The 11721-nt window shown below is 40.7% G+C and carries 18 protein-coding genes and 1 pseudogene; 3 read left to right on the forward strand and 16 right to left on the reverse strand.

Annotation, left to right across the window (positions count from 1 at the left end):
- Positions 1-20 precede the first annotated feature (20 nt).
- From ACHUFN_RS14485 to ACHUFN_RS14495, 3 genes are all read right to left on the reverse strand, one after another.
- Positions 21-1112 (reverse strand): c-type cytochrome, encoded by a 1092-nt coding sequence (locus ACHUFN_RS14485; RefSeq protein WP_394223143.1) that lies wholly within the window; start codon positions 1110-1112, stop codon positions 21-23.
- Between the two features lie 153 nt (positions 1113-1265).
- Positions 1266-1871: a hypothetical protein gene (locus ACHUFN_RS14490; protein WP_394223144.1), complete on the reverse strand. Its 606-nt coding sequence runs from the start codon at positions 1869-1871 to the stop codon at positions 1266-1268.
- Between the two features lie 342 nt (positions 1872-2213).
- Complete coding sequence (locus ACHUFN_RS14495; protein WP_394223145.1) at positions 2214-2546, reverse strand: MerR family transcriptional regulator; 333 nt, start codon at positions 2544-2546, stop codon at positions 2214-2216.
- A 65-nt stretch (positions 2547-2611) separates the two neighbouring features.
- Here ACHUFN_RS14495 and ACHUFN_RS14500 point away from each other — a divergent pair, with 65 nt between their 5' ends.
- On the forward strand, positions 2612-3403 hold the full coding sequence (locus ACHUFN_RS14500) for an MBL fold metallo-hydrolase (protein WP_394223146.1): 792 nt from the start codon (positions 2612-2614) through the stop codon (positions 3401-3403).
- A 432-nt stretch (positions 3404-3835) separates the two neighbouring features.
- On the opposite strand, the gene ACHUFN_RS14505 is transcribed toward ACHUFN_RS14500, so the two are convergent.
- The 7 genes from ACHUFN_RS14505 to ACHUFN_RS14535 form a co-directional block, all read right to left on the reverse strand.
- Complete coding sequence (locus ACHUFN_RS14505; protein WP_394223147.1) at positions 3836-4027, reverse strand: PLDc N-terminal domain-containing protein; 192 nt, start codon at positions 4025-4027, stop codon at positions 3836-3838.
- 34 nt (positions 4028-4061) lie between these two features.
- A complete protein-coding gene (locus ACHUFN_RS14510; protein WP_394223148.1) occupies positions 4062-4298 on the reverse strand; it encodes a DUF3303 domain-containing protein in 237 nt (78 codons plus the stop codon).
- Positions 4299-4370: 72 nt separating this feature from the next.
- Positions 4371-4982 carry a LysE family translocator gene (locus ACHUFN_RS14515; protein ID WP_394223149.1) on the reverse strand — a complete coding sequence of 204 codons (612 nt, stop codon included), beginning with the start codon at positions 4980-4982 and terminating at the stop codon, positions 4371-4373.
- A gap of 87 nt (positions 4983-5069) precedes the next feature.
- Positions 5070-5462, reverse strand: a complete 393-nt coding sequence (locus tag ACHUFN_RS14520) for a hypothetical protein (protein ID WP_394223150.1) — start codon at positions 5460-5462, stop codon at positions 5070-5072.
- 45 nt (positions 5463-5507) lie between these two features.
- Entirely contained in the window at positions 5508-5801 is a 294-nt protein-coding gene (locus ACHUFN_RS14525; RefSeq protein WP_394223151.1) for a class I SAM-dependent methyltransferase, read from the reverse strand.
- A gap of 138 nt (positions 5802-5939) precedes the next feature.
- On the reverse strand, positions 5940-6095 hold the full coding sequence (locus ACHUFN_RS14530) for a PEP-CTERM sorting domain-containing protein (protein WP_394223160.1): 156 nt from the start codon (positions 6093-6095) through the stop codon (positions 5940-5942).
- A 91-nt stretch (positions 6096-6186) separates the two neighbouring features.
- A complete protein-coding gene (locus ACHUFN_RS14535; protein ID WP_394223152.1) occupies positions 6187-7944 on the reverse strand; it encodes a hypothetical protein in 1758 nt (585 codons plus the stop codon).
- Positions 7945-8201: 257 nt separating this feature from the next.
- Here ACHUFN_RS14535 and ACHUFN_RS14540 point away from each other — a divergent pair, with 257 nt between their 5' ends.
- Complete coding sequence (locus tag ACHUFN_RS14540) at positions 8202-8336, forward strand: type II toxin-antitoxin system CcdA family antitoxin (RefSeq protein ID WP_394223154.1); 135 nt, start codon at positions 8202-8204, stop codon at positions 8334-8336.
- A gap of 113 nt (positions 8337-8449) precedes the next feature.
- Here the strand turns inward: ACHUFN_RS14540 and ACHUFN_RS14545 are convergent, their stop codons facing one another.
- The 6 genes from ACHUFN_RS14545 to ACHUFN_RS14565 all read right to left on the reverse strand — a co-directional run bounded on the left by ACHUFN_RS14545 (position 8450) and on the right by ACHUFN_RS14565 (position 11168).
- A complete protein-coding gene (locus ACHUFN_RS14545) occupies positions 8450-9046 on the reverse strand; it encodes a DUF998 domain-containing protein (protein WP_394223155.1) in 597 nt (198 codons plus the stop codon).
- Positions 9047-9249: 203 nt separating this feature from the next.
- The gene (locus ACHUFN_RS14550; RefSeq protein ID WP_394223156.1) at positions 9250-9414 is read right to left on the reverse strand and encodes a transposase; all 165 of its coding nucleotides are present in this window, start codon (positions 9412-9414) and stop codon (positions 9250-9252) included.
- Positions 9415-9585: 171 nt separating this feature from the next.
- A complete protein-coding gene (locus ACHUFN_RS14555; RefSeq protein ID WP_394223157.1) occupies positions 9586-10011 on the reverse strand; it encodes a GNAT family N-acetyltransferase in 426 nt (141 codons plus the stop codon).
- A gap of 128 nt (positions 10012-10139) precedes the next feature.
- Entirely contained in the window at positions 10140-10370 is a 231-nt protein-coding gene (locus ACHUFN_RS20200; protein WP_463424083.1) for a DUF7668 domain-containing protein, read from the reverse strand.
- A gap of 287 nt (positions 10371-10657) precedes the next feature.
- A complete protein-coding gene (locus tag ACHUFN_RS14560) occupies positions 10658-10921 on the reverse strand; it encodes a Txe/YoeB family addiction module toxin (RefSeq protein WP_394223158.1) in 264 nt (87 codons plus the stop codon).
- Positions 10914-11168, reverse strand: coding sequence for a type II toxin-antitoxin system Phd/YefM family antitoxin (locus ACHUFN_RS14565; RefSeq protein WP_394223159.1), 255 nt, complete (start codon positions 11166-11168; stop codon positions 10914-10916). The genes ACHUFN_RS14560 and ACHUFN_RS14565 overlap by 8 nt, the downstream gene beginning before the upstream one ends.
- A gap of 273 nt (positions 11169-11441) precedes the next feature.
- Here ACHUFN_RS14565 and ACHUFN_RS14570 point away from each other — a divergent pair.
- Positions 11442-11721 (forward strand): annotated as a pseudogene (locus ACHUFN_RS14570) (IS110 family transposase); the annotation flags it as partial.

The raw sequence follows: 11721 nt of genomic DNA on the forward strand, positions 1-11721 counted from the left end.
TCTAAAATCAACGGGAATGGTTAACCGTCTTTATCCTCAAGCCCGACGACTTTGTCTTTTCCAGCGATAACGGGGAGCCCCATTTCAATCCACTTAAGAATACCTTCATCTATTACGGCGGTATTTTTATAGCCTAAGCTTCGCAGGTGGTTAATCACAGAGTCAGACGCAGCATGAGGGCACGCACAATAGGCTACTATCCAAGTACCGTCATTTGGTAAGTTGTCGGCAATCTTAGATTTATCTCGGTAATATGGCATGGGGACTGCCCCGGGAATATGTATACGCTGCCAAGCTGAGCCCGGGCGAGTGTCTAACACAATGAATTTTTTCTTATCTTCTAAAGCGCGCACAACTTCATGAGCCGGAACGTATCGTCCTTCCCGTAAGTTAAACGTTGGGTCTTGTCCCTTAGGGTTCAATACATATTCATCAGCACTAGGCCACTGAGCAAGTTCAATCGGCTTCTTTTTCCACCCTGAAGCTTGGCTTCTTAAGTAGGCAACCAAGTCGTTTATTTCGTCATCTTCTAGCTGGTTTTTAAAACTTTGCATAGGGGTATCGTCACGGCCGTTCACGATAGCGTGTTTGATATAGCTATCGGTGGCACTTGAAAGAAACAGCTGATCGGCAATAGCGGGGGCTGTTACTCCTTGGCCTTTATCGCCGTGGCAGCTGGCACAATTCGAAGCGTATAGGGCTTTTCCTTTTAAGGCGTCACCAGAAATAGACGTTTGAGTAAGTTCAACTGGAGTAATCGACTCTTTTTGGGCAAGCCATCTAATTAATAAAATGATATCTGAGTCTGAAAAGGGGCCACCCATGTCTCTTGAATAGCCGTCCATTGCAGAATTAACTCTTCCCCAAGCAATAGAATCGAAGAGTAATTGTGGGTAGGCAGTACTCAGCATTGAGTGAGATTTCAATGATGGTGCGTTATCTGCTTTGTAACCAGCGCGATCTTTACCATGGCAAAGCGAGCAATACTGTTGATACATTGCGTTAGCTTTTGCCATTTCCTCTTCGTTTAAGGTTAACGACAAATCAGCGTAAGTTGGGCTGCAATAAATAGCGAATAAAAAAGTAAGCGCTGAAAAGAAAGGTTGGCGCATAAGAAAATCCTTTTAAGCCTTTATCATCCATCGCGGTATAAAGATATACATCCGAGTATACCGCTAATTTGTAAATCAGTACACAAGGTGTTCATCTATAAGTGTTACCAAACGTAATTTGCACAGCGTAGACTTCGAGCGATGCGCAAAAAACTACAAATTGGCGTTGTCACGTTCAGTCGCTAAGGTTGTTCTCAAAGAGGCTAACTCATTGTTCAGTTTCGTGTTATCGATTTGGCCGTTTTGGTAAGCAACCTCTAGCTCCAAAAGCGCTTTAGTATGGCTTAACACAGTTAAATACAAAGATGCCTCTATGTTTTGGCTTCTTTTAAGGTTTATCGAGTATTCAGTAAGGCCGTTTAATGAACTTCCAGATATGTTCTTACTAACAATATTTTGCGTTAAAAAAGTGTCTAGATAATCTGGGTAGGGTGGTGGATTCTTTAAGTAGAAATCAGGTTTAAGTTCGTCACCTTCAGGCAAGTTATCGTAATATTTAATTAGTTCTTCACTATATTCGTAACATGATTCAACAGATGTAATAGCTGACTTTAAAAGCTTAATCACGTCCTGCTTTTCTTGTTGCTGCGATTCGTAGTTGGTAATGCTTATCGCTAACAAAACGCCAACTAAGGTAGCCACCAAAGTAAGAAAAAAATTCACGCCTATGGCATAACGCTCAAAAAACTCCCTGAACTTTGGAACGAAGGTAAAAGCGCCAAGAAAGCTTAAAACAACGGTTGAAATTATATAAATCATTTACGTCCTTTTTAATAATGATTATATGCTCAGCATTTGGTTTCTGTAGAGGCGACGCTAGCATTTCAGGTAATAATACTAGGGCTAATGTAAGGCGATGCAAATTAACCCGCACGGTATTCTTACATCAAGCTTACGCAAAATACGAGTCGCTGTTATACCTTGTCGTAGAGCAAAATCAACCCTGAAAAAGCAACTAGAATGATAGGTAACCTTATCGGTATAGGCTTAATCAACACTATCAGCGCTAGCCGGCCTTACCGTTACTTTTCGGTGATATCCCCGTTAAAGCGCTAATGCCTTCGTTGATTAGGGGGGATTGTGCGTTGGTGTTTGTCTGGGCTACTTCAACATTTTGTCAATTTCATCAATAGCGCTTTGGTCTTCCGATATGCGCTTGGTTAGCATGGCCTTTTTACTCAGCAACTGTTTGCGAAATTGAGGGCATAACTCACCTCGCTTTTTATACGCTTCATAACCACTTCTTATTTCAGATAAGGTGAAGCCAATGGCCTTTCCTCGTTCAATGAATAACAGCTCGTTAATTTGAGTTTGGCCATAATTTCTGTAGCCGTTACTCGCACGTTCAGGTCGAGTCAATAGTCCAATTTTTTCGTAATACCTTAAAGTATCTCGAGAAAGCCCTACCTTTTTTTCAAACTCTAAAATTTTCATTCAACGCCCATTGACTGTGGAGTAACTCAATACTCTACCATAGTTGTTGTTAATAAGGAGACACTATGAACGTTACGCAAATCAGAAATGCAACCCTAGTTATCGAAGTGAATAACACAAGAATTTTAGTTGACCCGATGCTTGCTAATAAATCTTCGCTACCCAAACTGCGTTATTTCAAAAGCAATCAACGAAACCCATTAGTAGAGCTTCCAGATACGTTTCATCATATAAAACATAAAATTGACTATGCACTTATTACCCATTGTCAAAAAGGGCACTTCGATCACCTAGATAGAGCTGGCGTGCGCTGGTTGCGAGAGAATAAAGTTACCACGTTTTGTACTCATCACGATTTAAACTACTTAAGTAAGAAAGGTATTGTTACCGATGTGCTTAAAGATAAAGTTAGCCCTTTTCTTAGTGGAAAGATTCGACAAATTCCAGCAAGGCACACAACAGGCTGGTTAACTCCCTTTATGGAGCATGGCGTGGGTTATTTCATAGCGCTAGAAAATGAACCCAGCCTCTACCTTATGGGTGACACCATTCTTACAAATGAAATACGAGAATTTGTTTGTGAAAACCAGCCTGATTATATAGTAGCCCCAACTGGCAAAGCGCAGTTCGATATTGGCGCCCCTCTTTTATTAAGTGAAAAGGAAATCATTGAGTTAGCTTCATTGAGCACAGGAACTATTATTGCCAACCACATGGACGCATTAGATCATTGTCGAATAACGCGGAAAGATTTAGCTGCGATGTTAAATGAGCATGATTTAACTGAACGCTTTTTAATTCCCAAAGACGGAGAAACGCTAAAACTTGAGCGTTTGAAAGAGCCAAATTTGGTGTGAATTTGGCGTCTCCATAAACTGTTTTAGTGAGCGAAAAAAGCACTGCTATACTGTTTAACCTACTATCGCCGCGGCAAAAAAAGCTAAGAAACCAAAGAAGATGATTGCTACAAACCAGTTTGGAAGCTTCGTGACAGGGGAGGGCTTTTTGCTACGGCCATGAATAAGGTCTATAAACTCAGTTCCTTTTTCTGGTTCGTACTTTGTAACCGAGAGCGCGATTGTAAGAACAGGCCCGAAAAGCAAAGACCCTATCAGGTAAGCCAAAGGGCTCGATTATCTATGTTGGCAAGCGCGCTATTGATTAACGCTAATGTTCCCCAGCCTAATGTGTATTCTTCCGTAAAATTCATAGGTGTACCTCTTAACCGTGTTTTTTATAGAGCATTAACGAGCAGCACGAGAGCTCTACTTTATACAATGCTATAGACTTTACGCATTGGGTTGCTGTTTCAATGGGGCTAAAAGTAAGTAAAAAATCCACGCAAACCAAGACATAAAGAAAACGGCTAGTATCCACGCTACCTTTTCTCGGCCTCTCGTCTTTTTTGACATAGCAATCAACATGAATGGGGCCGCCCAAAGGCCAATTAGTATCAAAAAACCAAATATAGATATTCCCACGATACCTCCTTGTTATTCCAAGAACGTAATTCACTTAATCGAGAGGGATAAGCTCGAAATCAACATACGTTTCCCATTTTTTGAACCACTCGTAAAATAATGATTCTTCGTTAGATTCCATAAGCTGAAAGCAAATGTTTTTTTCTTTGTTTACCCACGAATTTAAGTAATAGAGACCTTCTGGAAACTGCCTACCTTTTTCGTTGTAAACGCGATAGTTTTCATCCATTAAGCCTTCTTTGAATTTTTCTACAACCATATACTTTTTCAAAATATTTCCTATTTAAAGGCGCATGACGTCTGTAGCCAGCGCTGCATGCGTTTATTGCACCATGTTGTACTTTTACTTGCTTGCTGTTGCCAAGCCCGCTCCGAAACACATGAATGTAAAGCCGCCTAGCTTATTTACCAACAAGCCACCTTTATCAGAGGTCAAGTACGTGCGAACTGTGCTGGCCACCAGAGAGTAGCAAATATGAACGACAATGATTATTGAGCTAAAGGTAGCAACAAGAAGGGAAAACTGAGCTAAATAGTCGGCTTGCACATTTATGAACTGAGGAAAAACAGATATGAAGAAGAAAATGGGCTTTGGATTAGTAAGCTGAAGGATAAAACCTTCCAAAAACTGTTTTTTGATATTTTTAACGGACTTGTTGTTTAGCTGAATGTTTATGGCTGGTGAACGCCATAATTTGATGCCAAGATAAATTAAATAAGTTGCACCAACGTACTTCAATGCGGTAAATAGAACAGCCGAAGTCGAGAGCAAAACACCTAAACTTGTTGCCGAAACGCCAGCAACGATAAACGTTCCTGACGCGACACCAATTATTCCACCGATAGCACCTTTAAAACCATAACGAATGGTGTTGGTTAACGTTAAAATAACCCCAGGGCCTGGGCTTAACACGGTAATTGAGGCGAGCAATAAAAATATTAAATAATCTTCCATAATTTTCCCTTAGGGCATAACTTTAAGCGAAGCGGCACTAGAAATTTGGCTAAAAGCCAGAGCAAACGCAACGAGTGAAATGATTTTTTATGTGGCTCTTACCGCAATAATTGAAATAAAACCATCAATATACTCTAACTCTCTAATTGTAAAGCCAATGTTTAAAAGTTGAGTTTCAACCCACTGTGCAGAAAGTCGTATTTTTCGATAACAGCTTGTATTTAATTTCCACCCGTCGGTTCCTTTTATATAGACAATATCGTGAATTTTTACTGTTTCTGGCTCGTATTCCAAGAAACAAGTGAAAACCTTATTGTCGTCACTCTTTACTGGAATAAACCTGTCTGTATCTAGCAGCTCTTTTGATAAGTCGCGGAAGGTTAGAATAAATTTCCCATTACTTTCTAGTGAATCAAACGCTTTACGAAATATTGTCGATGCATCTTCTTTAGATTTTAAGTGCGTAATTGTATCTGTCATACATACAACCAGCTCACAGCTGCTATTTAGATATTGTGGAAAGTTTCAAATATCGTCATTAACCGTGGTAATGGGTAGTTGCTTGGTGTTTGTATTTAATTCAGACAGTAGCTTTTGACTGAGATCCACAGATAAAACGGAAAAGCCTAGTTCTGCCAGCGGAATCGATTGAAACCCAGAGCCTGCACCCAAATCAACTGCGATTTTTGAAGATGACGGTTTAATACTTTTGGTGTGGAAAAATTCCAAATTCTTTTCTCTAGCTGCAGCGAATCCGCCCATTAACCATGTATACACGTCAGATAATAAATGTTCATAGTGTTCCTCAACACTAACCATCGATAGTTCCCTCTAATGTTGAAGCCATATAGACACAATGACTTCCTTAATAAGTGTTAGCCAAATGCAAACTTGTCGTTATGGCTCAGCGGCCGAAAGCCCGCTAGCGTTTTTTGTCAGGTATAAATAAGCCTCAGTTCACACAAAGGCTAATTTTACGTTTTGGCTTTTCGAATAAGAAGCTTTCTTTTTCCTAGAAAAACCAACTCCTATTAACCCAATGCTTAGCAAAGCAATAGTAGTTGGTACAGCCGCCGCTGCCGCTGTTTCAATACTAAGTTCAGAAAAGTTAATAGCTTACCTTTCGTCCGGTCTGTCTTGATACTGCCTAGCGTCGCGTTCTCCGAGTTAAGCGGTGCGACGCTTTGTTTCCTTCAAATTACAACTATTGCTGTTTAATAACATCCAGTATCTGTTCCATGGCAGAATCCTCACCAGAAAAGTAGCTCTCGGATGAGAGCGTTACAGGTAAATGCGGAGCAATCCAGATACGGTGGTCTTCAGCTTTCGAAGCCTGGTGATACTGAGAAGATATTATTCCCCAAACCCCACTATATGGAAGCTTGAACCAACCAGCCTCACCAAGATGATTAGGTCTGCTTCCACTAGGCTCGCCAACTATGATCGCATCTGTCAGGCGATTGAGATCGGCAAGCAACAAGTGCGCTGCTGAGAACGTATTACGGCCAACTATAACAAATAATTTATTACCTGCATCTTGCTCTACAAAGTGAATTAAAGCTCTTGTGAGTGGAGGTACAATTGACCCGTTTCCACCACTGTTATGTCGCAGGTCAAGTACTACATTGCCTATGTTGTTTTGCTTAAGCTTTTGGCGCACTTCATTACTAAACTGAGCAAGAGATTGTGATTTACTCTGTGCAACCGCATTGAACTGTATGTAAAAATAGTTACTTTGTTTGTTTTCCAAATACCAGTAATTGTCATTTTTTCTTGTCAAATACTCTGGACTATCGGCACTTTCAAGCCCTGGCAGTGTAGGGAAACCGCTGAAATTAAAGGGCGCTCCAGTTAACGTTACTTCATCACTCTTTCCATTTTTATCAGTCAAAGTGAAAGCAACATTTTTAGCGTCATTAACTATCCCCAAACCCTCAAGCACTTCGGGTAGAGCCAGATAATAGGGCCCCAGCCAATGCTGCTGCATTTCATTATCTCTGGCGTTAATACCTTCGATTTTTTCCATTACATGCTCAACAGGTTTATTTCCCACTGAAACAACTTTACGACCAATTAAATTCTTGTATTCAGAGTCAGCCTTAACAATGTATATCCCATCATTAAACCAATAGAACTGAACAGGAAGGCGAGTAAAAGCGCCTTTTAAGGAGTGCGTAGGCACAATAAAGTTGTGTCCATTACCTACAGTAGCCAGCAACTCCATAAACTGAAATACAATTTGCTGATCATCTAAGTTCGGAATATTTTCGGCGATTGCTTTTGTTTTTAGCTCGAGTTCTTCCTCAGAGATTTTATGGAAAGGGTCGACATGAAGACGTTTAATTTCGCTAAGTAAGAAATACAAGTCGTAAGTCCAAGCATCATTTCTTGATAATTCTGGCTCGAGAAACTCTCCTGAAAGCTTCTGATACTGATCGGTATCAGATACATTTTCAAACTTGGCGCTGTTAATAAGTGATTTTCTGTCGTCCCATCTGAATTCAATTGCTTTTTGAATCCAGGCTAGCGCTTCAGTCTCACTACCAATAGCAGAATAGCATTGAGCAATTTTAATCATTATATCGTTTGATGGAGATGAAGCTGACTTTACCCCTGACATGATTGTGCCAATCTGAAGTGTTCTTTTAAGTGCAGGAATCGCCTTTTGATATTGCTCAGTTTGAAGGTACCCATGTCCTAATAAAAACCACGTATCTCCATCGTCTTGGTACTGCTCAGTCAGATTTTCAAACAGAGGAATCGCTTTGTCCCACTCGCCTTGTTTTGCAAAGTTGACGGCCTTAGTTCGCATTACCCAGTACTCAGCGCCATTTTTAGGGAAATGGGTTGATGCCTGATGACCAATCGCTTCATTGGTCATCAGATTTGATTTGGATGTGGCCCATGCAGGTGCTGTTGTAATTGCAATGCCTAGAACAGCAGTAAAAAATAATTTCTTCATAAAAACTTATATTCTTAGTTTACAGAGATAGTTAACGCCTTGCCAAGCAGCGCTAACACTAGCGACGAAGGAGCCTACCTGTTTTTGTTTCTAGCTAGAGCAGCAAGTGTTAATGCGTTTGTCATGTATTCCAACCATGCGGTGAGAATCTGTATGCGTATGCTTAGTGGCGAAATTAGTTGAAGTGATCAAATGCAAGACTTATGTAACGTCCATGCCTTTAAAAAACGACAAATTTATGTTTAATCAGCGACTTATTGCAAAAAGCTCGAAATTTAAAAGTTAACCTGTCTTTGACCTTAGAGCAAGCACTTAGAGACGAGCTAAAAAGTGGTGAAGCGCAGAAATTGAAAAAAGAAAACAAAGCTACCATAGCTGCGTACAACGAATAAAGCTTACCCCGTTGTGTTGTTTACCTATTTACCAATTTCTTCCCAGCTTGCTTTAGAGCCCACGTTTTATTGCCCCAGAGAGCCGGCGAGCGGCTACAGTTGTTTGTGAGTTCTCACGCTACCACGAAAAAAGAATAAACAAACAACCACAAAATTTGAAAACCATAGCTTAGACGTTGATGAATGCCCGGAACGGTTTTGGCTTTAAATGCTACATTAAGACGATAGGCAAAATAGGAACAACCAATAATGCAAATTAGCGAGACAAGCCTGATTGGTAATGAATAGTAACTAGAAAAAATAACGATGGTCGGTGCAATGATGAATGAAAGAAGCATAAGCATTCCTGACCATGAATGTATTAAACAGCTGCGCGTCGGTTCTTTTGTATATGGATCGGCGTCCATAGGAAAGTAGCCGCAGACCCATGTACATAGCCCATGAATTATTACCATTATGCCGATAATGACCGTTGGCAAATGATCTGAAAAGTTAGAAATCAAGTGGTAGCCAAAGAAGACAAACAGAGCACCGAGAGGATAGTTATTGACGAGAGGTGAAAGTTTTTGCGTTGGGCTACCGAAAGCGCCTAGCTCACTGCAAAATTGCTTAGAATGACTGAAATTTGGATAGAAGAGCGAGGCAACATAGATGCCTACGACTATCCAGATTGAAGCAATTATTCCTGAGTACTGAAACAAACTATCCATGCTTTATTCCTAATTGAGAACTAACTTTGAGCTTTGGGGCGCAGGCACGAGGCTATAATCGCGAAGCGGCTCAGTGTATGCGTCCCAGCGAACGAAGTGAGAGGGGGGATTGGGTTTTTAGGTGCGTAGTTTCAACTGCCAATACCCGGCGTCCAACCACTTACCAAACTTAAAACCGACGTTGCTAAAGTGAGCAACTTTTTTCATGCCCAGCTTCTCGTGCAATGCGACACTTGCAAGATTTGTTGCGCAGAAATACCCAGCTCTGCGGCTACGGATTGATTTGAGTTTCCTTCTTGATCTGCTCGACGAACAGCCTCTTTACGAAACTCTTCAGTGTAAGCATGAACCTTCTTTTTATTAGCCATAAGTCACCTCTTATCTAACTAAAGGAGATGTCCACTAAGTTTGGGTAAGTCCTAAACCTAACGCCCATTTAAGGGGCTGATAATAGTCTGCTAAAATGTGTAGCGAAGCGAAACCGAGCAAACTGTTAGCAGTCCCACTTTAAATGCTTGTTATATGCCGTTTTAAACTTACTATAATTTAACTTCCATTTTAAAATAAGAAACATTTGCCTTATAGAAGCGCTCTCCGTATGGCTGCATTCCGAAACGCTGATAGAAACTCAAAGCTGACTCTCTAGCATCGCACCAAAAAAGTTTTACAACTGTATTCTTGAGCGAGTGAATAATAAACTTTAGCATTTGAGAGCCAATACCTTGGCCTTGATAATCAGTTTTAGTTGCAAATTTACGAAGACGCGCCTTATCTGATTTTATATATACAGAAGCAACACAAACCAACTGACCATTGGTAAAAGCACCAAAATGTATTGCGTCAGTGTCACCATCTACATGACAAAATTCAGGTGGCTTGTTTGGCCAAAGAACACTTTGTCGAAGCGGGATTGTTTGCTCCCAGGAAATATTGCGGATTTCCATATGATTTTGTAGAGCCTCCATAGGCATATAACGCCCAACTTAGGGGCAATAACACGTAGGCTAAAATGGTAGCGAAGCGACTGAGCCTACGTGTTATTGTCCCAGTGAGCGCTAGCGAACGACTACAGTTGTTTGTTATGTGCCTTTTACTACATAACGTGAATGTCATTTATGGTGGCACTAAACTCATTGCTATTGACTCGAGAAAACTCGAACTTAACGGTTAAGTCAGTGATTTCACCATTAACGGGAAAATTAAAATCAAAAAGGTAACTACCGTCATCACATTCCATGAATTCTGGGTTGCAAAAAGCTATGTCGGTATTCTCGATTTTAAATTTTGCTTCGCTATCATAATAGTCAAAAACGACATTTCTTATTTCCTTTTTACCCCAGCGAGCACCGTAATTGTTAGGGACGGTTACCTAATTATGAGCTTGCTCAAAATCATTCATAGACAGGTAATAAAGCCATTTTTGACAGTATGCTTTTAACTCAGATTCAATATTTGGGTTTAACAGTTTGAGCATGTCCATCCTTAGGTACATAACACCCCACTAAGGGGCGATAACACATGGGCTAAAATTAGGAACGAAGTGACGCAGCCCATGTGTTAGCTCTCCAGCGAGCCCGCGAGCGACTTAATTTGATTGTTAGCTGCCACCTACTAGTAATGGTAACGGCACGAGATAACCGTAATTGCGGTATCATCCACGGCATATACCAAACGGTTGGTGTCATCTATTCTGCGGGACCAGAAACCTGAAAGATTTTCTTTAAGAGGTTCCGGTTTTCCAATTCCATCAAATGGAGAACGCTTAACATCTGAAATTAACTTATTGATACGTTTCAAAGTTTTCTTGTCTTGAGTCTGCCAATAAACGTAACTATTCCAAGCTTCATCAGTCCATGATAACAACCTGTTACTCATCAATAAGTTCTCGCTGGGTCGTTTTTGCCGCTTTAAACTGTGCTATTGAACGATTTAAGTGTTCAGCGTTCGCTGGAGAACGAAGTAGATGAACGGTTTCCATAAGACTGTTGTAATAATTTAATGACATTACAACAGCATCTTCAGAGTCACGACGAGTGATTACTGTTGTATCTGCATCGTTGATTACATTGTCCAAAACGGCTTTTAGACCATTTCGTGCTTCGGTAAAAGAGACAATTCTCATTTTGCACCCCACTTGTACATTATATGAGACAAGTTTAGATCGGAAATGAGCACATGTACAGGATGTTGTGCATTACTACGCCGTGGCTACTAACGCCCAACTTAGGGGCAATAACACGTAGGCTAAAATTGGAGCGAAGTGACGCAGCCCATGTGTTAGCGTCCCAGCGAGCAGCGCGAGCGCCTTGAGTGGTTTGATAATCATTGAGCCTCCTCCCTATCAGCATAAACTGAGTTTATCCTAATAGGCGACCAAACCAAGGGAGAAAACTCAATGAACTTTTATACTAATACACATCCGTACTATTGTGGAATCGATCTTCACACAAGGCTGCTTTATATCTGCATTATTGATAATGAAAACAACATTCTCGTTCACGAAAAAATCGATGATTCACCCGATAAACTGTTAGCGCTTCTAAAGCCATATTTGGGCAATATTGTTGTTGGAGTAGAATGCATGCATTGCTGGTATTGGGTGTCTGACTTTTGTGAAGAGCACAATGTTGATTTCATCCTAGGCCACGCGCTTTACATGAAAGCGATTCATGCGG

Source organism: Alteromonas gracilis, from assembly GCF_043642145.1.
Lineage (GTDB): Bacteria > Pseudomonadota > Gammaproteobacteria > Enterobacterales > Alteromonadaceae > Alteromonas > Alteromonas gracilis_B.

Bases quoted from the DNA above. Each gene is read 5' to 3' on its own strand.
- ACHUFN_RS14515 (WP_394223149.1), bottom strand. From the start codon at position 4,982: ATGGAAGATTATTTAATATTTTTATTGCTCGCCTCAATTACCGTGTTA.
- ACHUFN_RS14565 (WP_394223159.1), bottom strand. From the start codon at position 11,168: ATGAGAATTGTCTCTTTTACCGAAGCACGAAATGGTCTAAAAGCCGTT.
- ACHUFN_RS14560 (WP_394223158.1), bottom strand. From the start codon at position 10,921: ATGAGTAACAGGTTGTTATCATGGACTGATGAAGCTTGGAATAGTTAC.
- ACHUFN_RS14485 (WP_394223143.1), bottom strand. From the start codon at position 1,112: ATGCGCCAACCTTTCTTTTCAGCGCTTACTTTTTTATTCGCTATTTAT.
- ACHUFN_RS14535 (WP_394223152.1), bottom strand. From the start codon at position 7,944: ATGAAGAAATTATTTTTTACTGCTGTTCTAGGCATTGCAATTACAACA.
- ACHUFN_RS14520 (WP_394223150.1), bottom strand. From the start codon at position 5,462: ATGACAGATACAATTACGCACTTAAAATCTAAAGAAGATGCATCGACA.
- ACHUFN_RS14525 (WP_394223151.1), bottom strand. From the start codon at position 5,801: ATGGTTAGTGTTGAGGAACACTATGAACATTTATTATCTGACGTGTAT.
- ACHUFN_RS14555 (WP_394223157.1), bottom strand. From the start codon at position 10,011: ATGGAGGCTCTACAAAATCATATGGAAATCCGCAATATTTCCTGGGAG.
- ACHUFN_RS14500 (WP_394223146.1), top strand. From the start codon at position 2,612: ATGAACGTTACGCAAATCAGAAATGCAACCCTAGTTATCGAAGTGAAT.
- ACHUFN_RS14490 (WP_394223144.1), bottom strand. From the start codon at position 1,871: ATGATTTATATAATTTCAACCGTTGTTTTAAGCTTTCTTGGCGCTTTT.
- ACHUFN_RS14545 (WP_394223155.1), bottom strand. From the start codon at position 9,046: ATGGATAGTTTGTTTCAGTACTCAGGAATAATTGCTTCAATCTGGATA.
- ACHUFN_RS14550 (WP_394223156.1), bottom strand. From the start codon at position 9,414: ATGGCTAATAAAAAGAAGGTTCATGCTTACACTGAAGAGTTTCGTAAA.
- ACHUFN_RS14495 (WP_394223145.1), bottom strand. From the start codon at position 2,546: ATGAAAATTTTAGAGTTTGAAAAAAAGGTAGGGCTTTCTCGAGATACT.